We start from the raw sequence: 24,893 nt of genomic DNA, 5'->3' as shown, positions 1-24,893 counted from the left end.
CAGGCCGCACAATACTGAAGGGAAAACCATGCACACCACCCACAGCACATTTTCTCTCGCTGGCCACACCCTCCACCGCATCACCTTCGACCCCACCACCTTTACGGACGCCGATCTCCTCTGGCTCCCCCACCACGCCCAGTTGGCTAACGCCGGACGCAAACGCAAGGCCGACCACCTCGCAGGCCGCATCGCCGCCGCGCACGCCTTACCTGACTACACCATGCCCGCCATCGGCCCCAGCGGGGAACCGCTCTGGCCGCAAGATATTTCCGGCAGCATCACCCACAGCGGCACGCAGGCGATAGCCGTCGTCACGCAATACCCGGTGCTTATCGGCATCGATTGTGAAACGATCCTCTCCGAAAACGAAGCCAGGGAAATCAAAGACGGCATCATTGATACACAGGAAGAACCTGTGCTTTCCCGCCTGGGATACCCGTTCGCCCTCGCCCTGACGCTGGTCTTCAGCGCCAAAGAGAGCCTGTTTAAGGCCCTCTTTCCGCAGGTACAGGCCTGGATGGGTTTTGACTGCGCCCGCGTTACCAAGCTCGACGACAAGACGCTCACGCTGGCGTTGACCCGTCAACTGGCAGGCTTTGAGGAAGGCACCGCCTTCCCCCTGCACTGGCAGCAGCACGGCGAACAGGTCATCACTCTGCTGTCACACGCTCCTGGCGACGAGCCTTCACGCTGGTCACCACAAACGTCACGATAAACACCATCGCGAACAGGACCACAATGGTCGGCGCAGGCGCGCTGTCGAGATAAAACGAGGCATAAACGCCGCTTACCGACACCAGCGCTGAAACGGCGACCGCCACCAGCAGCGCCATGTGAAAGCGTCGGGTAATCAGCACCGCCACCGCGCCGGGGGCAATCAGCAGGGAAATCGACAGAATGATCCCCACCGCTTTCAGCGTCGCGACGATGGTCAGCGAAACCATGCACAGTAAGCCGTAGTGCAGCCAGCGGGTGCGCAGGCCACTCGCCTGCGCCTGCTGATAGTCAAAGCAGAACAGCAGAAAATCGCGCCACTTCAGGCCAATCACCAGCGCAATCATCCCCGCGACGAGACCGCTTTGCAGAATGTCCATCCCGTTAATACCCAGCATATCGCCAAACAGAATGTGGTCGAGATGCACCTCAGGTTTGACAGCGATATAGAGGATCAGCCCGGCGCCGAACATGCCGGAAAAGACGATCCCCATGACCGTATCCTGTTTGATGCGGCTGTTATCCTTCAGGTATCCGGTGGCGACCGCGCAGAACAGACCGGCCACGAACGCGCCCAGCGCCAGCGGCAGGCCCATCATCCAGGCCAGCACGACGCCGGGAAACACCGCGTGGCTCATGGCGTCGCCCATCAACGCCCAGCCTTTCAGCACCAGAAAAACCGACAGCAGCGCGCAGGGCACGGCCACCAGGAGTGAAATCAGCAGCGCGTTGTTCATAAACGCAAACTGGAAGGGTTCGAGGAGCAGCGTCATCATGGGTGTGCCTCCCGCGCCCGACGACGGCTGGCAAGCAGTCCGTGCTTCGGCGCAAAGACGAACGCCAGCAGGAACAGCAGCGTCTGGGCGACCACGATAATGCCGCCGGTGGCGCCGTCCAGGTAATAGCTGGCCCACGCGCCGAGGAAGCTGGTGATGCTGCCAATGGCGACGGCAATCATCAGCAGGCGCGGGAAGCGGTCGGTCAGCAGCCACGCGGTCGCGCCGGGCGTGACTACCAGACAGATCACCAGAAACGCGCCGACGGTTTGCAGCGCCGCCACGGTAGAGACCGCCAGCAGCGTGAAGAAGAGAATTTTCAGGCGTTCAGGACGCAGGCCGATGGCGCGGGCATGATTCTCATCAAAAAAGGTCACCATCAGATCTTTCCATTTGAACAGCAGGATAACTATCGACACCACGCCGATAATCGCCAGCTGGACGATATCTTCCGGGGCGATAGCCAGAATATTGCCGAGGACGATGGTCTGAATGTTCACCGAGGTCGGGTTGAGCGAGACCATAAACAGCCCCAGCCCGAAAAACGAGGAGAAGATCAGCCCGATAATGGCGTCCTCCTTCAGGCGGCTGCGCTGGTTGAGAAACAGCATGCTGCCCGCCGCCAGCCCGCCCGATAAAAACGCCCCCAGCGAGAACGGCAGCCCGAGCATGTAAGCGCCCGCTACGCCCGGCACGATGGAGTGCGACAGCGCATCGCCGATCAGCGACCAGCCTTTAAGCATCAGATAGCAGGAGAGAAACGCGCACAGCCCGCCCACCATCGCCGAGACCCACATCGCGTTGAGCATGTACTCGTAGCCGAAGGGTTCGAGAAGCGCGTTCATTTGGCCTCCTGTCGGTGCGCCACGAAGGGGCGTTCGTCGTCGGTAATAATGCGATCTTCCGAGCCGCTGAGCACCACGTGGCGCAGCACGCCGCTGAAGGCGCGCTCAAGATTCTCGGCGGTAAAGGTGATATCCGTCGGGCCGCTCGCCAGCACGGTGCCTTTGACCATCACCGTGTAATCGCAGAATTCCGTGACCGAGCCCAGATTGTGGGTCGAGACCAGCATCGTTTTACCCTCGTCGCGCAGCTCCCGCAGCAGGCTGATGATCCTGGCTTCGGTTTTGACGTCCACGCCGGTAAACGGCTCGTCGAGCAGGATCACCTCGCCCTGCTGGGCAATCGCACGGGCCAGAAACACGCGCTTCTTATGCCCGCCGGACAGTTCGCCAATCTGCCGATGGCGCAGCTCGAGCATATCCACACGCCCCAGGGCGTCGGTGACGATCTGCTTATCGCATTCTTTGGGACGACGCAGAAACCCCATATGCCCGTAGCGGCCCATCATCACCACGTCCTCGACGAGCACCGGAAACGACCAGTCGACCTCTTCCGACTGCGGCACGTAGGCGACCAGGTTCTGACGCAGCGCCCGGTGAGGCGGCAGCCCCAGAATGGAGATAGTGCCGCTCGCCGCCCGCACAAACCCCATCACCGCCTTAAACAGCGTGGACTTGCCGGAACCGTTCACCCCCACCAGGGCAGCAATCGATCCGCCCGGCACGCTGAACGACGCGTCGCGCAGCGCCGTGTGGCCATTGCGGTAGGTCACGGTCACGTCGGTTACAACAATACCTTTCTGCATGATTACTCCTTCATCCCGTCGCGGATGCCCTGCACCAGCGTGCGGGTGGTGACGTTCAGCAGATCGATATAGGTTGGCACCGGGCCGTTTTCCGCGCTCAGAGAGTCGACGTACAGCACGCCGCCATAGTGGGCGCCGGTTTCACGCGCCACCTGACGGGCGGGCTTATCCGAGACCGTGCTTTCGCTGAACACCGACGGAATGTGATGTTTTTTCACCAGATCGATAACCTTGCGCACCTGCTGGGGCGTGCCCTGCTGATCGGCGTTGATCGGCCACAGGTAAAGCTCCTTCAGGCCCAAATCCCGCGCCAGATAGGAAAAAGCCCCTTCGCTGGTCACCATCCAGCGTTTGTCTTCCGGTATCTCCGCGACCTGCTTGCGCAGCGGTTCGAGAGTGGCGGTGATCTTCTGCTTGTAAGCATCAGCGTTGCGCTGATACGTCTGTGCGTTGGCCGGATCGTACTTCACCAGCGCGTCGCGGATGTTATCGACGTAAACCAGGGCGTTGTCCGGCGACATCCACGCGTGCGGATTGGGCTTGCCGTTATAGGGCCCTTCGCTGATGCCCATCGGGGTGATGCCTTTGGTGACAATCACCTCCGGCACACCGTTCAGATGCTGATAAAAGCGCTGGAACCACAGCTCCAGATTCATGCCGTTCGCCAGGATCAGCTGTGCCTTCTGCGCGCGTTTGATATCGCCCGGGGTGGGCTGGTATTCGTGAATTTCCGCGCCCGGTTTGGTGATGGAGGTGACCTCTGCGGCATCCCCCGCCACGTTTTTCGCCATATCAGCGATAACGGTAAAAGTGGTGATGACCTGGAACTTTTCAGCCGCCAGCGCGCCCGTGGTGGTCGCGGTCATGAGCAGCGCGCCGAGTAACAGACGCTTCAATCCTTGCCGTGGATGCATCGCAGAAGTCTCCTGAGGTGATTAAAATCAAAGCAAAATTAGCCTATGCTATAAGGTATAGCACAGGCTATATTTAAATGAAAATAATTATCATTAAAGTTGAGTCAACGGAGGGAGAGCCTGATGGCGCTTCGCTTATCAGGCCTACGGTAAAGCAGTTTTGGAGTTTTGTAGGCCGGGTAAGCGCAGCGCCACCCGGCATAAGGGCGACTCACTGCCCGGCAAGTGCCTTATAAAATGCAGGATTCTCCCGAATCACATTAAGTACCTTCGCCGCCAGCCCGGTTGGGTTGCGACGTTTAGACTCCCAGCTCTTTATCGTATCGACGCTCGTGCCAAGCGCCTTCGCCATTTCGCTTTGCGTGATATTGAGCTGCTCTCTGATGGCGCGCACATCAGCAACTTCATAGCGGGTTACCCGGGAAGCGGCTTTTCTTCCGTTATGGATCTCAACGGCCTCTTCAAGCGAAGATTTTAATTCATTGAAAATACTCATTATCAGCCTCCACCTGCCTGATTAGGGTACATAGTACACCTCAAATTTACGGCACTGGAAGCAGTATTTTTCAGAATGGAAGTCAGCTTTTTAAGTTCTGCTTTCTCTGTCTCTGTCAGGCTGTCCTTTATGCATTTTGGATAGGCCATAATGAAATAGATCACCTCCTCTGTGGCAAGAAAGTAAATCACTCTGATCCCCCCTCTCTTTCCCTTTGAGCCTGCCGCCATCCTTATTTTACGTAACCCCCCCGTCTGCTGGATCAGGTCACCTTTATCAGGCCAGGCAATAAGTTCCTTTTGCAGATCCTTTAATTCATCATCCGTAGCAATGCTTTTAATCTGTCGGGTAAAGAGTGATGTTTCGATAAACTCTATCGCATGACTCATCCATAGTTCCTTCCCTAAACGCAGCAAAAGCCCGAATGCTTCAGCATCAGGCTCTTGCTACATGGTTACTCTTCCTTGAGTAATGCTGCGCCAAATAACTGTATTTATATACAGTTTGAAGGTATTTTAAGAATCCGTTTAGACATCCGGGAACATCACGCTATTCCCCGGTGCTTCCCTGTGCAGATGGATAAAGTTCAGGTGCCGTTCATACTGGTCCAGAATGTCCGTAATCACCTGCTCCTTGCTGTAATCCATCAGATCATTCCCCTGGCTGCCTTCCAGCAGGAACGTCTCCAGGCGGTAGTAGGTCGACTTCCCGCTGCGCGCGCGGTAGGTGAACCCGGGCACCGAATACTGCTGCGGCCAGATCTGATAGACAAAGTTCTGCTCGTCGCCCATGTGCACCAGCAGATCCAGGTGCCCCAGATTTTCGCCCTCTTCCGGGGGCAGGTTTTTCAGCTCCACGTAGGCGCCACGCAGCTTCAGCTCCTGGGCCACCTCTTCCATCGCCGGGAAACAGACCGTCTCCATCATCTGTTTGGTGTAGCGCGTACCGGGGTAATTCATCAGGCGCGAGAGGCGTTTTTTCCAGCTCAGCCTGTCCTGCGCGCCCAGCGGACGCGGGGCGGTGTCGCGGCTGGCGCTGACGCGGCGGTAGTCTTCCACCTTAAGCGATTTATACAGCCCGGCCATCACGAAGAAGATCACGAAGCTGAACGGCAGGCCCATGATCACCGTCGTGTTCTGCAACGCAGAGATACCGTTGGTCATCAGCATGCCGAGCGTCAGCAGGCCGATGGCGACGGACCAGAAGATGCGCAGCCAGTTCGGCGCGTCGCTGTTAATGTCCTTGAGCTTCGAGGTGAAGTTCCCCAGCACCAGCGCGCCAGAGTCCGCCGAGGTGACATAGAACAGCAGGCCGGTGATGGTCGCTACGGACGCGCTAAAGGTGAACGCCGGGTACTGCGCCAGCAGGCTGTAGAAGCCGCGCTCCGGGTGCGCCATCGCTTCCTGGGCAAAAGTCGCATTGCCGTGGATGATCTCGTGCAGCGCGCTGTTGCCGAAAATCGACAGCCACAGCAGGGTAAAGGTGAACGGGATAATCAGCGTGCCCATCACGAACTGACGGATGGTCCGCCCACGCGAAATACGCGCCAGGAACAGGCCGACAAACGGCGACCACGCCACCCACCACGCCCAGAAGAACAGCGTCCAGTTGTTCATCCACTCTGTCGGACGGTCAAAGGCGAAGCTGTTCAGCGTCATGCCCATAAAGCGGTTCACGTAATCACCCACGTTCAGTACTAAGGCATTGAGCAGGAACGAGGTGTCGCCCATAAACAGCACGAACAGGATCAGCCCCAGCGCCAGCGCGACGTTCAGTTCGGAGAGCACGCGAATCCCTTTATCCACGCCGGAGGTCACCGAGATGGTGGCGATAATCACCGACAGCGCAATCAGCGCCGCCTTCGCCGCCATCGAATCCGGGATGTCAAACAGCACGCTCAGCCCGTAGTTGAGCTGCACCACGCCAATTCCGAGCGTGGTGGCGATGCCGAAGATGGTGCCGATCACCGCCGCAATGTCGACGCTGTGGCCAATCGGACCGTTGATCTTTTTGCCGAAAATCGGGTACAGCGCGGAGCGGATGGTAAGGGGCAAATTATAACGATAGCTAAAGTATCCGAGCGCCATGCCCATCAGGGCGTACATCGACCAGCCCGTCAGGCCGTAGTGGAACAGCGTCCAGACCATCGCCTGGCGCGCGGCCTCCATCGTCTGCCCTGCCCCTTCCGGCGGCTGCATATATTGCGTGACCGGTTCCGCCACGGAGAAGAACATCAGGTCGATGCCGATGCCTGCGGCAAACAGCATTGCGGCCCAGCTCAGCAGGCTGAACTCGGGCTTAGACTGCTCTGGCCCGAGCTTTACCGAACCGAAGCGCGAGCAGGCAATGCAGACCACGAACACGATGTAAAGCGTCGCGGCCAGCAGATAGTACCAGCCGAAGGTCTTTGACACCCAGTCCAGAGTGCGCCCAATCCACTCGGCAGAAAAATCACGAAAGAAGATGGTCGTCAGGGAAAACAACAAAATCAGCCCGGCGGACGTATAAAAAACGACCGGGTTGATTTTGTCTTTTTCTCTGTCTTGTGAAAGGTCTGTCATCCAGTATCCCCACTGTTTTTGTAACTATTGAAATCCAAAATCGCAACAATTAAGACACATTTTATATTGAACGTCCAATCAAAAACCGCTTTAATAGATTACCAACGCTGATGAATGGAGTGGCAAAAATGCCCAAAGTGGGGATGCAGCCGATCCGGCGCAGGCAGCTAATCGATGCCACGCTGGAAGCAATTAATGAAGTGGGAATGCATGACGCAACCATCGCGCAGATCGCCCGTCGGGCGGGCGTATCCACGGGGATCATCAGCCACTATTTCAAAGATAAAAACGGTCTGCTGGAAGCGACCATGCGCGACATCACCGGTCAGCTGCGCGACGCGGTATTAAGCCGTTTACGCGCCCTGCCGGACGGCAGTGCAGAGCAGCGCTTGCAGGCGATTGTCGGCGGCAATTTTGATGAAACTCAGGTTAGCGGCGCGGCGATGAAGGCCTGGCTGGCCTTCTGGGCCAGCAGCATGCATCAGCCGATGCTCTACCGTTTGCAGCAGGTCAGCAGCCGTCGGTTGCTCTCAAACCTGGTGTACGAGTTCCGCCGCGAGCTGCCGCGTGAACAGGCTGAAGAGGCGGGCTACGGGCTCGCCGCACTGATTGACGGGCTGTGGCTGCGCGCTGCGCTCAGCGGCAAACCGCTGGATAAAACCCTGGCCCAGTCGCTTACCAGCCACTTTATCAGCCAGCATTTACCGACCGACTAACCGAGGAGAATTTATGTCCCGAATGGCAGAACAGCAGCTTTATATCAATGGTGGTTATACATCCGCCACCAGCGGTCGCACCTTCGAGACCATCAACCCGGCGAACGGTGAAGTTCTGGCGACCGTGCAGGCCGCCGGGCGCGAAGACGTGGACCGCGCCGTCGAAAGCGCAAAGCGCGGGCAAAAAATCTGGGCGGCGATGACCGCCATGGAGCGCTCGCGCATCCTGCGTCGCGCCGTCGATATCCTGCGCGAGCGTAACGACGAGCTGGCAACGCTGGAAACCCTCGACACCGGTAAAGCGTATTCCGAAACCTCGACCGTCGACATCGTCACCGGCGCGGACGTGCTGGAGTACTACGCGGGGCTGATCCCGGCGCTGGAGGGCAGCCAGATCCCGCTGCGCGACACCTCGTTCGTCTACACCCGCCGCGAGCCGCTGGGCGTGGTGGCGGGCATCGGCGCGTGGAACTACCCGATCCAGATCGCCCTGTGGAAATCCGCGCCGGCGCTGGCGGCGGGCAACGCAATGATCTTCAAGCCGAGCGAAGTGACACCGCTTACCGCCCTGAAGCTTGCTGAAATCTACACCGAAGCGGGCCTGCCGGACGGCGTGTTTAACGTCCTGCCGGGCGTAGGCGCGGAGACCGGCCAGTACCTGACCGAGCATCCGGGCATCGCGAAAGTCTCCTTTACCGGCGGCGTCGCCAGCGGCAAAAAGGTGATGGCCAACTCGGCGGCCTCGTCCCTGAAAGAGGTGACGATGGAGCTGGGCGGTAAATCCCCGCTGATAGTGTTTGACGATGCGGATCTGGATCTCGCGGCAGATATCGCCATGATGGCCAACTTCTTCAGCTCCGGCCAGGTGTGCACCAATGGCACCCGCGTGTTCGTGCCCGCGAAGTTCAAAGCCGCGTTTGAGCAAAAAATCGTTGAGCGCGTGGGCCGCATCCGCGCGGGCGATCTGTTCGATGAAGCTACCAACTTTGGTCCGATGGTCAGCTTCCCGCACCGGGACAGCGTGATGCGCTACATCGCCAAAGGCAAAGAGGAAGGCGCGCGCGTGCTGTGCGGCGGCGACGTGCTGAAGGGCGAAGGCTTCGATAACGGCGCGTGGGTGGCCCCAACCGTGTTCACCGACTGCACCGACGAGATGACCATCGTGCGCGAAGAGATCTTCGGCCCGGTGATGTCCATCCTCACCTATGAGTCCATTGAGGAAGCGATTCGCCGCGCCAACGACACCGACTACGGGCTGGCGGCAGGCATCGTCACGACCGACCTGAACCGCGCCCACGGCGCCATTCATCAGCTCGAAGCGGGCATCTGCTGGATCAACACCTGGGGCGAATCCGCCGCAGAGATGCCGGTGGGCGGCTACAAACACTCCGGCATTGGCCGTGAGAACGGCGTCATGACGCTTCAGAGTTACACCCAGGTGAAGTCCATCCAGGTTGAGATGGGTAAATTCCAGTCCATATTTTAACCGGGAGGTTTATTTGCAATTTGACTACATCATTATCGGGGCCGGCTCTGCCGGCAACGTACTGGCAACACGACTGACTGAAGATCCAAACACCACCGTCCTGCTGCTTGAGGCGGGCGGGCCGGACTACCGCTTTGACTTCCGCACCCAGATGCCTGCCGCGCTGGCCTTCCCGTTGCAGGGCAAACGCTACAACTGGGCGTATGAAACCGAGCCAGAGCCTTACATGAACAACCGCCGCATGGAGTGCGGACGGGGTAAAGGGCTGGGCGGCTCGTCGCTGATCAACGGCATGTGCTACGTGCGCGGCAATGCAATGGATCTGGACAACTGGGCGAAAGAACCGGGTCTGGAGCACTGGAGCTATCTCAACTGCCTGCCCTACTACCGCAAGGCAGAGACCCGCGACGTGGGGCCGAACGACTACCACGGCGGCGACGGTCCGGTGAGCGTCACCACCTCTAAGCCGGGTGTGAACCCGCTGTTTGAAGCGATGGTGGAGGCAGGCGTGCAGGCGGGCTACCCGCGCACCGACGATCTCAACGGCTATCAGCAGGAAGGCTTTGGCCCGATGGATCGCACGGTCACGCCGCAGGGCCGACGCGCCAGCACCGCGCGCGGCTATCTGGATCAGGCCAAACCGCGCCCGAATCTGACCATCCGCACCCACGCCATGACCGATCACATTATCTTTGACGGCAAGCGCGCGGTGGGCGTCGAGTGGCTGGAAGGCGAAAGCACCATTCCGTCAAAAGCGACAGCGAAGAAAGAGGTACTGCTGTGCGCGGGCGCCATCGCGTCTCCGCAGATCCTCCAGCGCTCCGGCGTGGGCAACGCTGAACTGCTGAAGCAGTTTGATATCCCGCTGGTACATGATTTACCCGGAGTGGGTGAAAACTTGCAGGATCACCTGGAGATGTATCTTCAGTATGAATGTAAGGAGCCGGTCTCCCTCTACCCTGCCCTGCAATGGTGGAACCAGCCGAAGATTGGCGCGGAGTGGCTGTTTGGCGGCACGGGCGTGGGCGCGAGCAACCACTTCGAAGCAGGCGGGTTTATCCGCAGCCGCGAGGAGTTCGCGTGGCCGAACATTCAGTATCACTTCCTGCCGGTGGCGATTAACTACAACGGCTCGAACGCGGTGAAAGAGCATGGTTTTCAGTGCCACGTTGGCTCCATGCGCTCCCCGAGCCGCGGCCACGTGCGCATCAAGTCGCGCGATCCGCACCAGCATCCGGCGATCCTGTTCAACTACATGTCCCACGAGCAGGACTGGCAGGAGTTCCGCGACGCGATCCGCATCACCCGCGAGATCATGCATCAGCCGGCGCTGGACAAGTATCGCGGTCGTGAAATCAGCCCGGGCGTCGAATGCCAGACCGACGAACAGCTGGACGAGTTCGTGCGCAACCACGCCGAAACCGCCTTCCACCCGTGCGGTACCTGCAAGATGGGCTACGACGAAATGGCGGTGGTCGACGGCGAAGGCCGCGTTCACGGGCTGGAAGGGTTACGCGTAGTGGATGCGTCGATTATGCCGCAGATTATCACCGGCAACCTGAACGCCACCACCATCATGATTGGCGAAAAGATTGCCGACGCCATTCGCGGGCGCGAGCCGCTGGCGAAGAGCACGGCGGCTTATTATGTGGCGAACGGGGCGCCGGTTCGCCGCTGAGTGCGAACTTCTCCCCTCACCCTAACCCTCTCCCCAAAGGGGAGAGGGAACTTGAACACCCTCTCCCCTTTGGGGAGAGGGTTGGGGTGAGGGGTAAGGCTTTTACGTCCGAAATTCCTCTAACCGCCTGACCTGCCGCCCTTCCCCGTCAAAATTCTCCGCTGCCAGCCAGGCCCGCAGAGCCGCATCCTTTTCCGGCCATTCGCCGTCAATAATCGAAAGCATATCGCTGTCGCGGTTGCGTCCTTTGCGTACCAGCTTCTGGCGCAGCCGCCCTTCCCAGACAAACCCCAGACGCTCCGCCGCGTTGCGTGAGGCGATGTTCATCGAATCGCACTTCCACTCCAGCCGGCGATATTGATGCTCAAAGGCATTTTTCAGCAGCAGCCACACCGCTTCGGTACCCACGCGGGTGCCCTTCATTCTGCGCGACCAGGTGACGTGGCCGATCTCAACCGAGCCCTGGAAGCGTTCTATCGCCATATAGCTGACCAGCCCTACCGCCTTTTCGGTGCGCAGATCGATAACGGCAAAGGGCACCAGGTCGTCATCCAGCACCTTTCCCAGCACCCAGTGCGCAGTGGCCTCAACGCTCACAGGCTGGGTGCTGGCAAGCCACGTCCAGTCGCTGTCGTCACCCAGCGCATAGGCTTCAAACAAATCAGCCGAATGGCGGTCAGCATCCAGCGGCTCCAGGCGGCAATACTGGCCGGTGAGCAGAGTACGGGTTAACGCGCGGGCGCATTTCCAGTCTGGGACAATATCGTTAACGGTTTGACCATGTTGATTGATTTCGGGCACGGCGGTGACTCCCTGAAAGGTAAGGAGTTTGTTATAGCAGGTTAAAAAGCGAACGAAAAGAGAGGTGACTCATAACCAGACCGAATGCGTTATTCCCGGATGGCATAAGCAAAGCAGAATTTCGACTTTGAGGAAATCCTCAGCCAGCCTACCGTAACGGTGCATAAAACAATCACAATATATTTTCTTCAGGGATCGCTATGACTAAAAAACTGCTGCCGTTACTGGTGCTGGCTGCGCTCTCAAGCGCTGCTCACGCCGCTACCCCGCCCAACACGCTGGTTGTCGCCCAGGGTCTGGATGATATCGTGAGCCTTGACCCGGCCGAAGCCAACGAGCTTTCCAGCATCCAGACCGTGCCAAGCCTGTACCAGCGTCTGGTACAGCCGGACCGCGATAATCCGGAAAAAATCACGCCGGTTCTGGCAGAAAGCTGGGACGCGGACGCGGCAGCAAAAACCCTGACCATCAAGCTTAAACCCGATGCGAAATTCTCCTCCGGCAACCCGCTGCGCCCGGAAGACGTGATCTTCTCTTATACCCGCGCCGTGACGCTGAACAAATCCCCGGCGTTTATCCTCAACGTACTGGGCTGGGACGCCAGCAACATCGCCAGCCAGCTAAAGAAAGTGGACGACCATACCCTCACGCTTCACTGGACGGCCGACGTTAGCCCGTCGGTGGCGCTGAATATTCTCTCCACGCCGATTGCCTCCATCGTCGATGAAAAACAGGTTGCGGCGAACGTGAAGGATAACGACTTCGGCAACGCGTGGTTAAAAATGCACTCTGCGGGCAGCGGCGCGTTCAAAATGCGCGTTTACCAGCCGCATCAGGCCATCGTGCTGGAAGCCAACGAATCCGCGCCCGGCGGCGCGCCGAAGCTTAAAAGCATCATCATTAAAAACGTCCCCGATCCCGCTTCCCGCCGCCTGCTGATCCAGCAGGGTGATGCGGACGTGGCGCGCGATCTGGGTGCAGACCAGATAAGCGCCCTCAGCGGCAAGCCGGGCGTGAAGGTGCTTAGCATCCCTTCTGCTGAGCAAAACTATCTGGTGTTTAACACCGGCAACAGCGCTAACCCGCTGCTGAATAATCCAGCGTTCTGGGAAGCCTCGCGCTGGCTGGTGGATTATGAAGGCATCACCAAAGACCTGCTGAAAGGCCAGTATTTTGTTCATCAGAGCTTCCTGCCGGTCGGCCTGCCGGGCGCGCTGGAGGACAATCCGTTCACGTTTGACCCGGCAAAAGCAAAAGCGATCCTCGCCAAGGCGGGCATCAAAGACGCGCATTTCACGCTGGACGTGGAGAATAAACCACCGTTCATCACCATCGCGCAATCCATGCAGGCGAGCTTTGCTCAGGGTGGCGTGAAGGTGGATCTGCTGCCCGCTGCGGGTAGCCAGGTGTACGCCCGCGTGCGCGCTAAGCAGCATCAGGCGGCGATTCGTCTGTGGATCCCGGATTACTTCGATGCGCACTCCAACGCCAGCGCCTTCGCGTGGAACGACGGGAAGTCCAGCACCGTGGCCGGTCTGAACGGCTGGAAAATCCCGGAGCTGAACAAGGCCACGCTGGCGGCGGTTGCCGAGCCGGATCCGGCGAAACGTCTGGATCTGTATAAGAAGATGCAGGAACAGTTACAGCATAACTCGCCGTACGTGTTCGTTGACCAGGGCAAAACTCAGATCGTGGTGCGCGATAACGTGAAGGGGTATCAGCAGGGGCTGAACGCGGATATGGTCTGGTACGATCGCGTTATGAAGTAGCTTTTCCCCCCTCTCCCTCTCCCGTGGGAGAGGGGGTCGTTCGTGCATATTTTCAGGATAACGATTTTCCCATGCCACATCTTTCCACCCGCGTGCTTCAGGGTCTGCTGACTCTCCTGCTCACGCTGTTCGGGCTACTGCTGGTCACGTTTGCGCTCTCTGCCTTTTCCCCGGTCGATCGCGTATTGCAGATCGTCGGCGATCACGCCAGCCAGTCCACTTACGATCAGGTTCGCCAGCAGCTTGGGCTGGATCGGCCCCTGCCGGTGCAGTTCTGGCACTACCTGCAAAACCTCGCTCACGGGGATTTAGGCACCGCCAGCGCTACCGGTCAGCCGGTATTGCAGGACCTGCTGCACGCCTTTCCCGCCACGCTGGAACTGGCAACGCTGGCGCTAATTATCGGCACAGTACTCGGCGTAATTGCGGGTGTGCTGTGCGCCCGCTACGCCGGTTCGCCACTGGACTTAGCGATCAGAACGCTCACCCTGCTCGGCAATTCGGTGCCGATATTCTGGCTCGGCCTGCTGATGCTGGCTCTGTTCTACGCGAAACTACAGTGGAGCGCTGGCCCCGGCAGGCTGGACGACATCTGGCAATTCACCGTCGAGCCACGAACCGGATTTGCGCTGGTAGATACCTGGCTTTCCGGCGACCGCGAGGCGTTCCGCAACGCCATCAGCCACCTGGTGCTGCCGGTGCTGCTGCTGGCCTACTACTCGCTGGCAAGTATCACCCGCCTGACGCGCTCCGCCTGTCTGAGCGAGATGAACAAAGAGTACATATTGCTCGCCCGCGCCAAGGGCGCCGGAGAGATGACCATCCTGCTGCGTCACGTGCTGCCGAACATTCGCAGCACCCTGCTGACGGTGATTGCGCTGGCCTACACCAGCATGCTGGAGGGCGCGGTATTAACCGAAACCGTCTTCTCGTGGCCGGGCATCGGGCGCTACCTCACCACGGCCCTGTTCGCCGGTGACACCACCGCCGTGATGGGCGGCACGCTGCTGATTGGCGTCTGCTTTGTTCTGATCAATAACCTTACCGACCTGCTTGTGCGGGCGACCGATCCCAGGGTGCGCTAATGCCGTTTTATCTCTTCTTACGCCGCCTGCGCCGCTCCCCTGCCGCGTTTTTCGGGCTGATCGCCATCGCGCTGCTGGTGCTTATTGCTCTGTTCGCGCCGTGGCTTGCGCCGCAGGATCCCAACTGGCAGGACGCCGCCGCGCGTCTGCAACCGCCCAACGCGCAGCACTGGCTGGGTACTGACAGCTATGGGCGGGATCTGCTCTCCCGATTAATCTACGGCACCCGTCCGGCACTGGGGCTGGTGGCCTTAGTCACCGTTATTACCCTCCCCGCCGGTCTGCTGGTGGGGATTTTGTCAGGCTACTACGGCGGCTGGATGGAGCGCATCCTGATGCGCTTTTCCGACGTGGTGATGTCGATGCCGCGCCTGATCCTCGCCTTCGCGTTTGTGGCGATGCTCGGCCCGGGGCTGGTCAACGGCGCGCTGGCGCTGGCCTTAACGACCTGGCCTGCCTATGCGCGCCAGGCGCGCAGTGAAATCCAGCGTCTGCGCCACAGCGATTATCTGGCCGCCGCGGAGATGATGGGCATTCGCGGCCCGCGCCTGCTGGTCGGCCATATTCTGCCCCTGTGCCTGCCCTCCGCGATTGTGCGACTGGCGCTGGATCTGGCCGGGATTATTCTGGCCGCTGCCGGGCTGGGCTTCCTTGGTCTGGGCGCGCGTCCACCGATGGCGGAATGGGGCGCGATGATTGCCGACGGCATGCAGGTCATTTTTGACCAGTGGTGGATTGCCGCCATTCCAGGCGGGGCGATTCTGTTTGCCAGCCTGGCCTTTAACCTGCTGGGCGATGGCCTGCGCGACGTACTGGAGCCACAGCATGACTGAACACCGCGTCATCGTCGATGCGCTGAATATCGACTACCCCGCCGCGCGCGTGGTCAACAACCTGAGCTTTACGTTGGGCAAAGAGCGGCTGGCGCTGGTAGGAGAATCCGGCTCCGGCAAGTCCATGTCTGCCCGCGCCCTGATGGGGCTGGTGCGCAAGCCCGGCATCGTGAGCGCTAAGCGGCTTAACGTGCTTGGCAACGACCTGCTGACCCTGAACAGCCGCCGCTGGCAGGCGCTGCGCGGCAACGGCATAGCGATGGTTCTACAGGACCCGCGCTACGCGCTAAACCCGGTGAAAACCGTCTCCGCCCAGCTTGATGAGGCGCTGACCCTCCATCAGCGCCTGCCCCGCGCCGAACGACTGGCGCGCATTCACGATATCATCCGCGCCGTGGGGCTGAACGAGCACGTGCTCCAGCGCTATCCCGGCGAACTTTCCGGCGGCATGGGCCAGCGCGTGATGATCGCCATTGCGCTCGTCAACAACCCGCAGGTGCTGATCGCCGACGAACCGACTTCCGCGCTGGACGCACGCCTGCGCAACCAGATCCTGGAGCTGCTGGTACAGCAGTGCGAGGCGCGGCAGATGGCGATGCTGTTAATCAGCCACGACTTGCCGCTCGTCGCGGAACACTGCGACCGCGTGCTGGTGATGTATCAGGGTGAGAACGTTGATGAAATGGCGGCGAGCCAGTTGCCGCAGGCAACCCATCCCTACACGCGCACGCTCTGGACCTGCCGCCCGAACGCCGGGACGTTTGGCAAGATGCTGCCGACGCTCGACCGTTCGCAACCGTGGAAGGAGGACGACAATGGCACTCGTTGAGGTTAACCAGCTCCGGGTGAGTTTTGGTGAAAAAACGGCGGTTTCCGCCGCCAGTTTTGCCATCGAAAAAGGTGAAACCTTCAGCCTGATCGGTGAATCCGGCTGCGGCAAATCGACTCTTCTGCGCGTGCTGGCGGGGCTGCTGCCCGAGTGGAATGGCCACATTTCCGTCCTCGGGGAAAATTTACGGCCAGGACGACGTTTTGAAGGCGCGCTTCGCCGCAACGTGCAGATGGTGTTCCAGGATCCGTGGGCGTCTTTGCACCCGAACCACACCATTGCCCGCACCCTGTCGGAGCCGTTAAACATCCACGGCGAAAGCCAGGTTGCCGAAAAAGTGACGGATGCGCTGCAACAGGTGGGGCTGGCTGCCGACGCGGGCAGGCGTTACCCGCATCAGCTTTCCGGCGGACAGCGTCAGCGCGTGGCCATTGCCCGCGCGCTGCTGCTGCGCCCGCAGCTTCTGCTGCTGGATGAACCGACCTCGGCGCTGGATATGTCGGTACAGGCGGAGATTCTGAACCTGCTCAACCGCCTGAAGGCGCAGCACGGCATGACCTACCTGCTGGTGAGCCACGATGCGGACGTGATTGCGCATATGTCCGACCGGGCGGCATTTATGGCGCACGGGGAGATCCAGCGGGTATTTGACCGTGAAGCAATGTTGCGGGGCGAGCACAGGATGGGGTAAACCGTGCGGCGGCGAGTGCCGCACGCATTTTGTAGGCCGGGTAAGGCGTAACCGCCACCCGGCAAAACGTTACTTCAGCAGCTTCACCGTGGCATCGATGTCGATCTCATCTTCAGTGAAGATCAGCGTCGTGTTCTGGAAGGTAGTGATCGCCAGCTTCTTCACCGTGCGCATTTCGCCCGGCTTTTTCTCGGTTTTTGGTTTGATGCTGTTCATCAGCAGCCCCACCGACAGCACCGCGTTCTCTTTGTCGATTTTAGTATCAACGGGCTCTTCTTCGCTGAACACCACGAAGGATTTAATTGAGGTAAGCTTCACGCGCTCGCCTGCAATATAGAGGTGCTTACTTTCGGGGATCACCTTCACCGCAAACGCGGAAAGGCCTTTGCTGTTGGTGGTTGGCTCGAAGGTCACCGCCGCATCTTTCTTAATCAGATCAGGGTTGGCGACCTTAATCACATGAAAGTAGCGGTTGTCGCCGTTTTCATCTTTGATAAATCCAAAGCCTTTATCTTTAAACCACGTTGTGATTGTACCGTTCATCGCTGTTACCGCCTGTCAGATCTCAAGACTAAAGTTTTGCAGCGCGCAGTGTAATGCACAATGGCTGACGAGACAAAAAAAAGCCCCTGCACGGGAGCAGGGGAAAGTTCATGTCAGAGCTTTTTAGTATTGTGTATTTAGTTGAACACCATCCCACCATCAATCAGCAGCGACTGACCAGTCATGTAGTCGGAATCCGGCCCGGCGAGGTAAGAGACGCAGGCGGCCACGTCTTCCGGCTCGGACAAACGGCCAAGCGTGATGCGTTTGGCAAAGGTTTCCGTCCCGTAGCCAAGCGGTTTACCCGCCGCCTCGGAGACCTGACGGTCGATTTCCGCCCACATCGGCGTTTTGACGATGCCCGGGCAATAGGCGTTAACGGTGATCCCCAGCGGCGCGAGATCCCGCGCGGCGGTCTGGGTTAAGCCACGCACCGCGAACTTGCTGGAGCTATAGACCGCCAGTTCCGGGTTGCCGGTATGGCCCGCCTGGGAGCAGGCGTTGATGATTTTGCCGCCGTGCCCCTCTTTGCGGAAGGCGTCAATTGCGGCCTGAATGCCCCAGATCACCCCTTTCACGTTGATGTTGTAGACCTTGTCGACAATCTCCGGCGTGATGGATTCGATGGGCGTGGACGGCGCCACCCCAGCGTTATTGACGATGACGTTAAAACCGCCCAGCGCGGTGCGGGCTTTTTCCACCGCCGCGAACACCTGCTCGCGGTCAGAGACGTCCACCTTCACGGCGACGGCCTTCCCGCCGTTGCGGGTGATCTCATCCTCGACCGCTTTCGCCGTCTCTTCGTTATAATCCGCAATAGCAACGGCAAAACCATCCTTCACCAGGCGAAGCGCGATCGCTTTGCCAATCCCCTGGCCGGAGCCGGTTACGAGAGCCACTTTTTGCATTTCTCTGTCCTTATATTGATTCACAAAATCTGGCTGAGATGGAGCTGGCCCATCAGCAGCGGGTTATCGCTGTAGTCGACGGGAATGGCCACCACGGCCGGGCCATCGACATCCATTGCGGCACGCAGCGTCGGTTCGAGCGCGTCGGCACTCTCGACGGCAAAACCTTTTGCGCCGAACGCGTCGGCATAGGCTTTGAAATCGACCGGGCCGAACTCCACGCCGGAGAGACGCTGATATTTTTTCTCCTCCTGGATGGCCACCATGTTGTAGGCGTTATCCACCCAGATGATGTGCAGAATATTGGCGTTGAGGCGTACGGCGGTTTCCAGCTCCATGCTCGACTGCAAAAAGCCGCCGTCCCCGGAGACCGACACCACCTTGCGCCCCGGGTTGACCAGCCACGCGCCAATCGCCCACGGCAGCGCCACGCCCATGGTCTGCTGACCGTTGGAGATCATCACCTGACGCGCGCGGAAGCTGTAGAGGTAGCGGGCGATCCAGATGTGGAAGCTGCCCATGTCGACGGTGAGCGTCACGTCGTTGTTCACGATGTCCTGCATGGCGCGCACGATGCGCAGCGGATGCAGGGCAAACTGGTTAAGCGATGCGCCGCGACGGTCGAGGAGGTCCCGCTGATGCTGGCGATCGACAAGAATTTCCGAGGCGCGCTGGCTGAGTTCAAGCTTGTGCTCGATTCGGCTGGCAAGCAGATTCAGCGTGGCGGCAATATCCCCAACCAGTTCCAGATCGGGAACATACTTGCGCTCCTCATAGGCGGGCAGCACGTCAATGTGCACCAGGGTGGCGTCACCGCTGTTCCACATGGACGGCTCGTATTCCACCGGGCTGTAACCGATACAGATGATCAGATCCGCCAGATGCAGGAGCCGATCGCCCGCCTGGTTGTTAAACAGACCGACGCGTCCGGCGAAGCGGGTGAAGTGTTCCTGATTCACCGCCCCGGCGGCCTGATAGGTGCTGGTGACCGGAATACGGCTTCTCTCCAGCAGCTTATGCAGCGCGGCGCTGTTGGCGGGCTGGCTGGCCATCAGGCCGAGTAAGATGACCGGGTTTTTGGCCTTCGCGATAAGCTTCGCCACCTCGTTGATGGCTGACTCCGGCGCCGGGCCCATCAGCGCCGCGGTGCTGGCGGGTAAAATCGCCCCCGTGGTGGGCTGGTCGACAATATCCTGCGGCAGGCTGACAAACGCCCCGCCCGGCCTGCCCTGCTCGGCAGCGCGAAACGCGTTCGACACCACCTCGGCAATCGCGTCAGGCGAATTGACCTCCACGGCGTATTTGGTCACCGGGCTGAACATGGCGACGGTATCCATGCTCTGGTGCACCAGCTTCGCTTTATCTGCCCGCTTCACCGCCCCGCCCAGCGCGACCACCGGGTCACCTTCGCTGTTGGCGGTGGCGATGCCGGTGATCAGGTTGGAGCAGCCCGGCCCGGAGGTGACCAGCGCGACCCCGGCCTTGCCGGTTAGCCGCCCTACCGCTGCCGCCATAAACGCCGCGTTCGCCTCGTGACGCACCGGGATAATCTCGATGGAGGAGTCCAGCAGGGAGTCAAAGACCTTGTCGATTTTTGCGCCCGGTATGCCGAACACCTGCTTCACACCCTGCGCTTCCAGCTGGCCGACAACCATATCGGCACCGTGCGCCCACTGACGTGACTGTTTCTCACTGTTCACGGTAGTTCTCCTGTTAGTTTTCGACGGCGCGGATAGCCGCATCAAGGTTGCTGGGGTGCAGATTGGCCTGTAAAAACGCGCTGTCGGCGGGCAGGTCAATCATCAGCTTGTGGATTTCGCCGAAGGTGAGCACGCCGTTCTCCAGCTGATAGTCGAGCAGGTGGCCCCCGCCCTGACGGTCGTCGGTGATAAAGTGTTCGTGATAGCCCGCCACGTTAATGCCCTGCATATGCTGCGGGGTGCGGAACCCGACCAGCACGCCCTCGCGCTGGTTAAAGCGGAACACCGGCTGGTCATCCAGCACGTCGGTCATCGCCCGGTACGGTGGCGTCTGGCGCGGTACGGTGCGGGTGTGCGCGTGGCGGAAATTGCCGTCGATGCGCAGCGCGCAGAACAGGTTATCGGAGGGGATTTGCTGGTCGATCACGTCGTGGATCTGCTGACGGCTGACCGGCCCGTCGAAGGTTTTGCGGTACTGCGGCTGGAACCAGGTCATCACCGCGAACGGCGTTTTTTGCTCCGGCTTCGCGGCGCGGGCGCTGCCGTCGGCGCGCAGCTGGTACACCTGGCTGCTGAAGGCAATCATTTCACCGTCCAGCTCGTTAAAGGTACCGAGCCCAAAATCGCCGTGCGCCAGCAGGTCGGCGATGGTGGTCTCCCCTTCGTAGACGCCGCTTAGCAGGGCGCTCATTAGCGATGTCTGATAGATCACGCTGTCAGGATGCTGAGCCGAGAACCCGCGCAGGGTCTCGCATAAACTCGCCTCACAGTCGCATGCAGATGAATGCATCATCATGCCCGTCCTCTTCAACTTTATTTATAAAGGTTAAATAAATGTTGACCCGATTCAGCAGAGAGTTCCAATATAGAATCCATGCTGGTTTGAGACGTTTTTGATATGGAACTTCGTTATCTGCGCTATTTTGTCGCGGTAGCACGCGAGCGACACTTCACCAGGGCGGCCAAAGCGCTGGGTATTTCACAGCCTCCTCTGAGTCAGCAGATCAAACGGCTCGAAGAGGAAGTGGGCACGCCGCTGTTCAGGCGCCTGACGCGGGGCGTGGAGCTGACCGAGGCGGGAGAAGCCTTCTATGAGGACGCCTGTAAGATCCTGGCGCTGAGCGACGCCGCGCTGGAGAAAGCCCGGGGCATCGCGCGCGGGCTGAACGGCAGCCTGTCGATTGGCATCACCAGTTCAGATGCTTTTCATCCCAAAATCTTCGCCCTGATACGCCAGTTTCAGGTACAGAACATGGCGGTGCAGGTTCACCAGGTGGAAGCCAATATGTCGTCGCTGACGACGATGCTGGCGGAGGGTGAGCTGGATATCGCCTTTGTGCGCCTGCCGTGCGAGAGCAGTAAGGTGTTCGAGCTAAAAATCCTCGACCGGGAGCCGATGGTGGTGGCGCTGCATCGCGATCATCCCCTGGCAGCGTGTGGCGATCTGGCGCTGGAGGAGCTGCGGGATACGCCGGTGGTGCTGTTTCCCCAGGAGGTCGCGCCGGGGCTGTATGACCGCGTTTACGGCAGCTGCGAGCGGGCCGGGATCGATATGCAACACACGCTGCAATCTTCACAACTTTCCTCTTCCCTGAGCATGGTCTCCGCGGGCGGCGGGTTCGCGCTGGTGCCGAAATCCATGGCCGCTATTTCGCCGCCGAATGTCACCTACCATGCGCTGCGCTCGCCAGAGCTTTATACCGATATCGCACTCTGCTGGCGGCGATTTGAGCGTTCGCGGACGGTGAAGCGGTTTCTGGCGATGATGAGCGAGGGGTAGCTACGGTGTGGCTGTGCCCGGCGGCGCTGCGCTTGCGCGGGCCTACGGTTCGTGTCGCGGGTTGGTTGGCTTGTTGGCGGTTTTGTAGGCCGGGTAAGGCGCAGCCGCCACCCGGCAATGCCCTTTGGAAGCCGCCTCGCAAACTTTTAAGCAACCTTATGTAATTCAGGGGCATCCCTTTTCATCCCTTCTCCGCGGTCGTAAAGTGCCTGCGTTGCGGCACATCCGTAACCGGGCGTAGGAACCCGTTAGCATGACATGACATTTTTTTTGGACAACGAGGATGCTAAATGGCGACTACCCCTGGATTTTCATACGTACACGCTGAAGAAAGCGCTGTTCATCACCTTCTTCACCTGCAACTTCCCGATTCTGCGGATCTCTTTGAACTGGCTGGCACCTGTGCGGCGTACGTGAGCGTACTGGTGGAAATGGACGATGCGGTGACATTTTCTACGCTCTGTAAGCAACTGCTGGGTTGTTAGCGGAGTTTGTGAAGGAGCCTTATATAACGGCTCACTGAGTCGGCCTTACACAAAGGACAACGTTGTTTGATGAATGACGGTTAAGAGCGTTCAGCAGGCTTCGATGCCAGATCGACTTTCAGCCATCTCATGACTAAAAATTACTGTTCGTGCCGGGTGGGGCATGCAATTGTTAGAGGAATGCACAGGAAGGCGGTCACGCCACAGAGGGCGTGACATAAAATCAGGCCTGGTCGTCTTCTTTACCGTAGTAAAGCTTACCGATCTGAATGAGAGGACGGCCCTGGGATTTGCGGTGCAGGTTGCTGTCACGCAGTGAATAAACGCAGCCGCAGTATTCCTGCTGGTAGAACTGCTCGCGCTTGCTGATTTCAATCATGCGCGACGAACCGCCCAGTTTCCGCCAGTTATAGTCCCAATAGACCATACCCGGATAGTGGGCGGCGGCTCGCTGACCGCAGTCGTTGATTTGCTGCATATTTTTCCAGCGAGAGATGCCCAATGAGCTGCTAATCACGTTGAAGCCATTTTCAGCGGCGTAAAGCGCAGTCCGCTCAAAGCGCATGTCAAAACACATGGTGCAGCGAATGCCGCGCTCGGGTTCCCATTCCATGCCTTTGGCGCGCTCAAACCAGTTATCTGTATCGTAATCCGCATCGATAAACGGTACGCCGTGCTGTTCGGCAAAGCGAATATTCTCATCCTTACGAATCAGATACTCTTTCTGCGGATGAATGTTCGGATTGTAGAAGAAGATGGTGTAGTCGATCCCTGAGGCCTGGATCGCCTCCATTACCTCACCAGAACACGGAGCGCAACAGGAGTGCAGCAGCAGTTTATCAGCCCCGTTTGGGAGTTCTAGTTTAGGGCGTTTGAAATCAGCGGTAGTCATAATTTATTTGATGAGGTAATGAGGACTGAAAACAGTGTAGCATCAGAGCTGTGCTATCGGGAATGGCGGCCAGTCTCATACATATCCCGCAATGCCTGTTATTGACACATAGCGGACGCATCTTTCACACGTTTCTCTATAACCTGGTTAGCAAAACTATCTCCGCTGCACTTCTTCTCAGCAAGCAATTCCTGAATACGCTACGCAACTTAAACAAATATTTCAGACCAAGATAGATCAGGCACGTTAACGCTGGATCATATGCGCGCTGGCGAAGCGTTTTGGTTTGCCGGTGAGTGCGTTTGTAGGGAACTGATGCGAGGTTTTCACCCAGACCAATTCCCCAGACGTTAATACCACTATCTCTCTCACCCCGGCCCCTCGCTCCCCGCCGCCAGCAGCGGCACCACCACATCGCTGACGGGCACCGCAATCCCGTGCCTGCGGCCATAGCGCTGGATCACGCCGTTGCGTATGTCCCACTCCATCAGGCGATCCGCCTGACGGTCGGACAGGATCGACAGCATTAAAGATCTGCACTGGGACATTCGCCCCAGCCCGCACATTAGCACCATGCAGGTGCGGTCGACGGATAAGCCGCTGACGCTCAACAACGCGATTAATATCGCCTGGCTGATCCAGGCCACGTCACACTGGCTGCTGACCACGCGGCCTTATAAGCATCAGGAACGGGATTTTCTGCGGTACCTCTTTACCGTTTTCAGGTGTGTCGCTACGGATAGGTGGATATTCAGACGAGCCGTTATGCGTTTTGAAACAATTAATAAAGAGTCAAATAGACAGAATACCCAATAAACATTCAAGTATTTATTACATCTTCAATTAATATTCACTTAATTATTATTTAAGCAAAACCACCGTATTAATCATTAACAATTTATCCAGATCCAAACCATAAGCCCCCATACTTTCTTAATTTGCATCAACGAAACCGCAGATCGTTTTATATCCACCCTGTACAAAATTGACGGCCAATTTTGTACGCGCTAGCGTTGCACTAGTTACGTAACTAGCTAAACCATAAGGTCTTTTCAGGATTTCCTTAAATGGAGTTTTAAACAAATGGCTATTCCCGCTTATTTATGGCTTAAAGATGACGGCGGCGCTGATATAAAAGGCTCTGTCGATATATATGGACGTGAAGGTAGCATCGAGATTATCGCCTTAAATCACGGCATAATGCAGCCCACGGACAAGCATAACGGCAAGGCGACAAGTCTTCGCATCCATTCCCCCTATTCTTTCGATAAAGAGATCGACGCTTCCAGCCCCTATTTGTACAAGGCTGTTAGCACGGGCCAGAAGCTAAAATCCGCAGAGATAAAGTTTTACCGTAGCAACGATGCTGGTCAGGAAGTGGAATATTTTTCCACCCTTCTGGAAGGCGTGAAGATCGCCAGCGTCTGTCCAATGATGCTTGATATCAAAGATCCTGACTATGAGAAGCATAACCATCTTGAGCTGGTAGAGCTGCTCTATGAAAAAATTACCTGGCGCTACGTGGACGGTAACATCATGCATTCAGATAGCTGGAATGACCGTAAGACGGCATAAGGAGAACGTT

25 protein-coding genes and 2 pseudogenes are annotated in these 24,893 nt (G+C 58.5%); 13 read left to right on the top strand and 14 right to left on the bottom strand.

The window, feature by feature from the left end; translation table 11 throughout:
* Nucleotides 1-28: 28 nt before the first annotated feature.
* The gene (gene entD, locus ACOTX1_RS17955) at nucleotides 29-718 is read left to right on the top strand and encodes an enterobactin synthase subunit EntD (protein WP_023315586.1); all 690 of its coding nucleotides are present in this window, start codon (nucleotides 29-31) and stop codon (nucleotides 716-718) included.
* Here the strand turns inward: entD and ACOTX1_RS17950 are convergent.
* The 7 genes from ACOTX1_RS17950 to betT all read right to left on the bottom strand — a co-directional run bounded on the left by ACOTX1_RS17950 (nucleotide 654) and on the right by betT (nucleotide 7,112).
* A complete protein-coding gene (locus tag ACOTX1_RS17950; RefSeq protein WP_003858815.1) occupies nucleotides 654-1,493 on the bottom strand; it encodes a metal ABC transporter permease in 840 nt (279 codons plus the stop codon). The two genes, entD and ACOTX1_RS17950, sit on opposite strands and share 65 nt — an antisense overlap.
* Nucleotides 1,490-2,338 (bottom strand): iron/manganese ABC transporter permease subunit SitC, encoded by an 849-nt coding sequence (gene sitC / locus ACOTX1_RS17945; protein ID WP_022647369.1) that lies wholly within the window; start codon nucleotides 2,336-2,338, stop codon nucleotides 1,490-1,492. The genes ACOTX1_RS17950 and sitC overlap by 4 nt, the downstream gene beginning before the upstream one ends.
* Nucleotides 2,335-3,141: an iron/manganese ABC transporter ATP-binding protein SitB gene (sitB, locus tag ACOTX1_RS17940; RefSeq protein ID WP_421766835.1), complete on the bottom strand. Its 807-nt coding sequence runs from the start codon at nucleotides 3,139-3,141 to the stop codon at nucleotides 2,335-2,337. Before sitB ends, sitC begins: the two co-directional genes overlap by 4 nt.
* 2 nt (nucleotides 3,142-3,143) lie before the next feature.
* Nucleotides 3,144-4,055, bottom strand: coding sequence for an iron/manganese ABC transporter substrate-binding protein SitA (gene sitA / locus ACOTX1_RS17935; protein WP_023315584.1), 912 nt, complete (start codon nucleotides 4,053-4,055; stop codon nucleotides 3,144-3,146).
* A 211-nt stretch (nucleotides 4,056-4,266) separates the two neighbouring features.
* Nucleotides 4,267-4,551: a NadS family protein gene (gene nadS, locus ACOTX1_RS17930; protein WP_003858821.1), complete on the bottom strand. Its 285-nt coding sequence runs from the start codon at nucleotides 4,549-4,551 to the stop codon at nucleotides 4,267-4,269.
* 2 nt (nucleotides 4,552-4,553) lie between these two features.
* Nucleotides 4,554-4,940 (bottom strand): type II toxin-antitoxin system RelE/ParE family toxin, encoded by a 387-nt coding sequence (locus ACOTX1_RS17925; protein WP_032610190.1) that lies wholly within the window; start codon nucleotides 4,938-4,940, stop codon nucleotides 4,554-4,556.
* 138 nt (nucleotides 4,941-5,078) lie between these two features.
* On the bottom strand, nucleotides 5,079-7,112 hold the full coding sequence (betT, locus tag ACOTX1_RS17920) for a choline BCCT transporter BetT (protein ID WP_003858825.1): 2,034 nt from the start codon (nucleotides 7,110-7,112) through the stop codon (nucleotides 5,079-5,081).
* Between the two features lie 128 nt (nucleotides 7,113-7,240).
* On the opposite strand from betT, the gene betI reads away from it, so the two are divergent.
* The 3 genes from betI to betA are packed head-to-tail and all read left to right on the top strand — an operon-like array spanning nucleotide 7,241 to nucleotide 10,992.
* Nucleotides 7,241-7,828 carry a transcriptional regulator BetI gene (betI, locus tag ACOTX1_RS17915; RefSeq protein ID WP_003858827.1) on the top strand — a complete coding sequence of 196 codons (588 nt, stop codon included), beginning with the start codon at nucleotides 7,241-7,243 and terminating at the stop codon, nucleotides 7,826-7,828.
* Nucleotides 7,829-7,841: 13 nt separating this feature from the next.
* A complete protein-coding gene (betB, locus tag ACOTX1_RS17910; protein ID WP_022650555.1) occupies nucleotides 7,842-9,314 on the top strand; it encodes a betaine-aldehyde dehydrogenase in 1,473 nt (490 codons plus the stop codon).
* Between the two features lie 13 nt (nucleotides 9,315-9,327).
* On the top strand, nucleotides 9,328-10,992 hold the full coding sequence (betA, locus tag ACOTX1_RS17905; RefSeq protein ID WP_023315583.1) for a choline dehydrogenase: 1,665 nt from the start codon (nucleotides 9,328-9,330) through the stop codon (nucleotides 10,990-10,992).
* Between the two features lie 102 nt (nucleotides 10,993-11,094).
* On the opposite strand, the gene ACOTX1_RS17900 is transcribed toward betA, so the two are convergent.
* Nucleotides 11,095-11,793: a GNAT family N-acetyltransferase gene (locus ACOTX1_RS17900; protein ID WP_003858833.1), complete on the bottom strand. Its 699-nt coding sequence runs from the start codon at nucleotides 11,791-11,793 to the stop codon at nucleotides 11,095-11,097.
* Between the two features lie 200 nt (nucleotides 11,794-11,993).
* Here ACOTX1_RS17900 and ACOTX1_RS17895 point away from each other — a divergent pair, with 200 nt between their 5' ends.
* From ACOTX1_RS17895 to ACOTX1_RS17875, 5 genes are all read left to right on the top strand, one after another.
* Nucleotides 11,994-13,562: an ABC transporter substrate-binding protein gene (locus ACOTX1_RS17895; protein WP_023315582.1), complete on the top strand. Its 1,569-nt coding sequence runs from the start codon at nucleotides 11,994-11,996 to the stop codon at nucleotides 13,560-13,562.
* A gap of 71 nt (nucleotides 13,563-13,633) precedes the next feature.
* On the top strand, nucleotides 13,634-14,647 hold the full coding sequence (locus tag ACOTX1_RS17890) for an ABC transporter permease (protein WP_022650553.1): 1,014 nt from the start codon (nucleotides 13,634-13,636) through the stop codon (nucleotides 14,645-14,647).
* Nucleotides 14,647-15,480, top strand: coding sequence for an ABC transporter permease (locus tag ACOTX1_RS17885; protein ID WP_023315581.1), 834 nt, complete (start codon nucleotides 14,647-14,649; stop codon nucleotides 15,478-15,480). The genes ACOTX1_RS17890 and ACOTX1_RS17885 overlap by 1 nt, the downstream gene beginning before the upstream one ends.
* A complete protein-coding gene (locus tag ACOTX1_RS17880) occupies nucleotides 15,473-16,309 on the top strand; it encodes an ABC transporter ATP-binding protein (protein WP_023315580.1) in 837 nt (278 codons plus the stop codon). Before ACOTX1_RS17885 ends, ACOTX1_RS17880 begins: the two co-directional genes overlap by 8 nt.
* On the top strand, nucleotides 16,296-17,000 hold the full coding sequence (locus ACOTX1_RS17875; RefSeq protein WP_023315579.1) for an ABC transporter ATP-binding protein: 705 nt from the start codon (nucleotides 16,296-16,298) through the stop codon (nucleotides 16,998-17,000). The genes ACOTX1_RS17880 and ACOTX1_RS17875 overlap by 14 nt, the downstream gene beginning before the upstream one ends.
* 69 nt (nucleotides 17,001-17,069) lie before the next feature.
* Here the strand turns inward: ACOTX1_RS17875 and ACOTX1_RS17870 are convergent, their stop codons facing one another.
* From ACOTX1_RS17870 to budA, 4 genes are all read right to left on the bottom strand, one after another.
* Nucleotides 17,070-17,543: a cold-shock protein gene (locus ACOTX1_RS17870; RefSeq protein ID WP_023315578.1), complete on the bottom strand. Its 474-nt coding sequence runs from the start codon at nucleotides 17,541-17,543 to the stop codon at nucleotides 17,070-17,072.
* 137 nt (nucleotides 17,544-17,680) lie between these two features.
* Entirely contained in the window at nucleotides 17,681-18,451 is a 771-nt protein-coding gene (locus ACOTX1_RS17865; RefSeq protein ID WP_023315577.1) for a (S)-acetoin forming diacetyl reductase, read from the bottom strand.
* 20 nt (nucleotides 18,452-18,471) lie between these two features.
* Nucleotides 18,472-20,193: an acetolactate synthase AlsS gene (gene alsS / locus ACOTX1_RS17860; protein WP_153647754.1), complete on the bottom strand. Its 1,722-nt coding sequence runs from the start codon at nucleotides 20,191-20,193 to the stop codon at nucleotides 18,472-18,474.
* Nucleotides 20,165-20,944, bottom strand: a complete 780-nt coding sequence (gene budA / locus ACOTX1_RS17855) for an acetolactate decarboxylase (RefSeq protein WP_003858848.1) — start codon at nucleotides 20,942-20,944, stop codon at nucleotides 20,165-20,167. Before budA ends, alsS begins: the two co-directional genes overlap by 29 nt.
* A 105-nt stretch (nucleotides 20,945-21,049) precedes the next feature.
* On the opposite strand from budA, the gene ACOTX1_RS17850 reads away from it, so the two are divergent.
* Nucleotides 21,050-21,931 carry a LysR family transcriptional regulator gene (locus ACOTX1_RS17850; protein ID WP_022650550.1) on the top strand — a complete coding sequence of 294 codons (882 nt, stop codon included), beginning with the start codon at nucleotides 21,050-21,052 and terminating at the stop codon, nucleotides 21,929-21,931.
* Between the two features lie 290 nt (nucleotides 21,932-22,221).
* The gene (locus tag ACOTX1_RS17845) at nucleotides 22,222-22,416 is read left to right on the top strand and encodes a hypothetical protein (protein WP_023315576.1); all 195 of its coding nucleotides are present in this window, start codon (nucleotides 22,222-22,224) and stop codon (nucleotides 22,414-22,416) included.
* A gap of 223 nt (nucleotides 22,417-22,639) precedes the next feature.
* Here the strand turns inward: ACOTX1_RS17845 and ACOTX1_RS17840 are convergent, their stop codons facing one another.
* Both ACOTX1_RS17840 and ACOTX1_RS17835 read right to left on the bottom strand, forming a co-directional pair.
* The gene (locus ACOTX1_RS17840) at nucleotides 22,640-23,308 is read right to left on the bottom strand and encodes an epoxyqueuosine reductase QueH (RefSeq protein WP_023315575.1); all 669 of its coding nucleotides are present in this window, start codon (nucleotides 23,306-23,308) and stop codon (nucleotides 22,640-22,642) included.
* A gap of 368 nt (nucleotides 23,309-23,676) precedes the next feature.
* Nucleotides 23,677-23,829 (bottom strand): annotated as a pseudogene (locus ACOTX1_RS17835) (ketopantoate reductase C-terminal domain-containing protein); the annotation flags it as partial.
* On the opposite strand from ACOTX1_RS17835, the pseudogene ACOTX1_RS17830 reads away from it, so the two are divergent.
* Nucleotides 23,825-24,048, top strand: a pseudogene (locus ACOTX1_RS17830) (glutamate-cysteine ligase family protein); the annotation flags it as partial. The pseudogenes ACOTX1_RS17835 and ACOTX1_RS17830 overlap by 5 nt on opposite strands.
* Nucleotides 24,049-24,391: 343 nt before the next feature.
* Nucleotides 24,392-24,883: an Hcp family type VI secretion system effector gene (locus tag ACOTX1_RS17825; RefSeq protein ID WP_023315574.1), complete on the top strand. Its 492-nt coding sequence runs from the start codon at nucleotides 24,392-24,394 to the stop codon at nucleotides 24,881-24,883.
* Nucleotides 24,884-24,893: the final 10 nt, after the last annotated feature.

Source organism: Enterobacter cloacae complex sp. IR5401 (genome assembly GCF_049238425.1).
GTDB lineage: Bacteria > Pseudomonadota > Gammaproteobacteria > Enterobacterales > Enterobacteriaceae > Enterobacter > Enterobacter hormaechei_C.
The sequence above is the reverse complement of the archived record's forward strand: the minus strand, read 5'-3'. Positions and strand labels throughout refer to the sequence as shown.

What these genes read in the sequence shown, in the direction of transcription:
- entD (WP_023315586.1), top strand. Translation starts at nt 29, where the DNA reads ATGCACACCACCCACAGCACATTTTCTCTCGCTGGCCACACCCTCCAC.
- ACOTX1_RS17950 (WP_003858815.1), bottom strand. Translation starts at nt 1,493, where the DNA reads ATGATGACGCTGCTCCTCGAACCCTTCCAGTTTGCGTTTATGAACAAC.
- sitC (WP_022647369.1), bottom strand. Translation starts at nt 2,338, where the DNA reads ATGAACGCGCTTCTCGAACCCTTCGGCTACGAGTACATGCTCAACGCG.
- sitB (WP_421766835.1), bottom strand. Translation starts at nt 3,141, where the DNA reads ATGCAGAAAGGTATTGTTGTAACCGACGTGACCGTGACCTACCGCAAT.
- sitA (WP_023315584.1), bottom strand. Translation starts at nt 4,055, where the DNA reads ATGCATCCACGGCAAGGATTGAAGCGTCTGTTACTCGGCGCGCTGCTC.
- nadS (WP_003858821.1), bottom strand. Translation starts at nt 4,551, where the DNA reads ATGAGTATTTTCAATGAATTAAAATCTTCGCTTGAAGAGGCCGTTGAG.
- ACOTX1_RS17925 (WP_032610190.1), bottom strand. Translation starts at nt 4,940, where the DNA reads ATGAGTCATGCGATAGAGTTTATCGAAACATCACTCTTTACCCGACAG.
- betT (WP_003858825.1), bottom strand. Translation starts at nt 7,112, where the DNA reads ATGACAGACCTTTCACAAGACAGAGAAAAAGACAAAATCAACCCGGTC.
- betI (WP_003858827.1), top strand. Translation starts at nt 7,241, where the DNA reads ATGCCCAAAGTGGGGATGCAGCCGATCCGGCGCAGGCAGCTAATCGAT.
- betB (WP_022650555.1), top strand. Translation starts at nt 7,842, where the DNA reads ATGTCCCGAATGGCAGAACAGCAGCTTTATATCAATGGTGGTTATACA.
- ACOTX1_RS17895 (WP_023315582.1), top strand. Translation starts at nt 11,994, where the DNA reads ATGACTAAAAAACTGCTGCCGTTACTGGTGCTGGCTGCGCTCTCAAGC.
- ACOTX1_RS17890 (WP_022650553.1), top strand. Translation starts at nt 13,634, where the DNA reads ATGCCACATCTTTCCACCCGCGTGCTTCAGGGTCTGCTGACTCTCCTG.
- ACOTX1_RS17885 (WP_023315581.1), top strand. Translation starts at nt 14,647, where the DNA reads ATGCCGTTTTATCTCTTCTTACGCCGCCTGCGCCGCTCCCCTGCCGCG.
- ACOTX1_RS17880 (WP_023315580.1), top strand. Translation starts at nt 15,473, where the DNA reads ATGACTGAACACCGCGTCATCGTCGATGCGCTGAATATCGACTACCCC.
- ACOTX1_RS17875 (WP_023315579.1), top strand. Translation starts at nt 16,296, where the DNA reads ATGGCACTCGTTGAGGTTAACCAGCTCCGGGTGAGTTTTGGTGAAAAA.
- ACOTX1_RS17870 (WP_023315578.1), bottom strand. Translation starts at nt 17,543, where the DNA reads ATGAACGGTACAATCACAACGTGGTTTAAAGATAAAGGCTTTGGATTT.
- ACOTX1_RS17865 (WP_023315577.1), bottom strand. Translation starts at nt 18,451, where the DNA reads ATGCAAAAAGTGGCTCTCGTAACCGGCTCCGGCCAGGGGATTGGCAAA.
- alsS (WP_153647754.1), bottom strand. Translation starts at nt 20,193, where the DNA reads ATGCGGCTATCCGCGCCGTCGAAAACTAACAGGAGAACTACCGTGAAC.
- budA (WP_003858848.1), bottom strand. Translation starts at nt 20,944, where the DNA reads ATGATGCATTCATCTGCATGCGACTGTGAGGCGAGTTTATGCGAGACC.
- ACOTX1_RS17850 (WP_022650550.1), top strand. Translation starts at nt 21,050, where the DNA reads ATGGAACTTCGTTATCTGCGCTATTTTGTCGCGGTAGCACGCGAGCGA.
- ACOTX1_RS17845 (WP_023315576.1), top strand. Translation starts at nt 22,222, where the DNA reads ATGGCGACTACCCCTGGATTTTCATACGTACACGCTGAAGAAAGCGCT.
- ACOTX1_RS17840 (WP_023315575.1), bottom strand. Translation starts at nt 23,308, where the DNA reads ATGACTACCGCTGATTTCAAACGCCCTAAACTAGAACTCCCAAACGGG.
- ACOTX1_RS17825 (WP_023315574.1), top strand. Translation starts at nt 24,392, where the DNA reads ATGGCTATTCCCGCTTATTTATGGCTTAAAGATGACGGCGGCGCTGAT.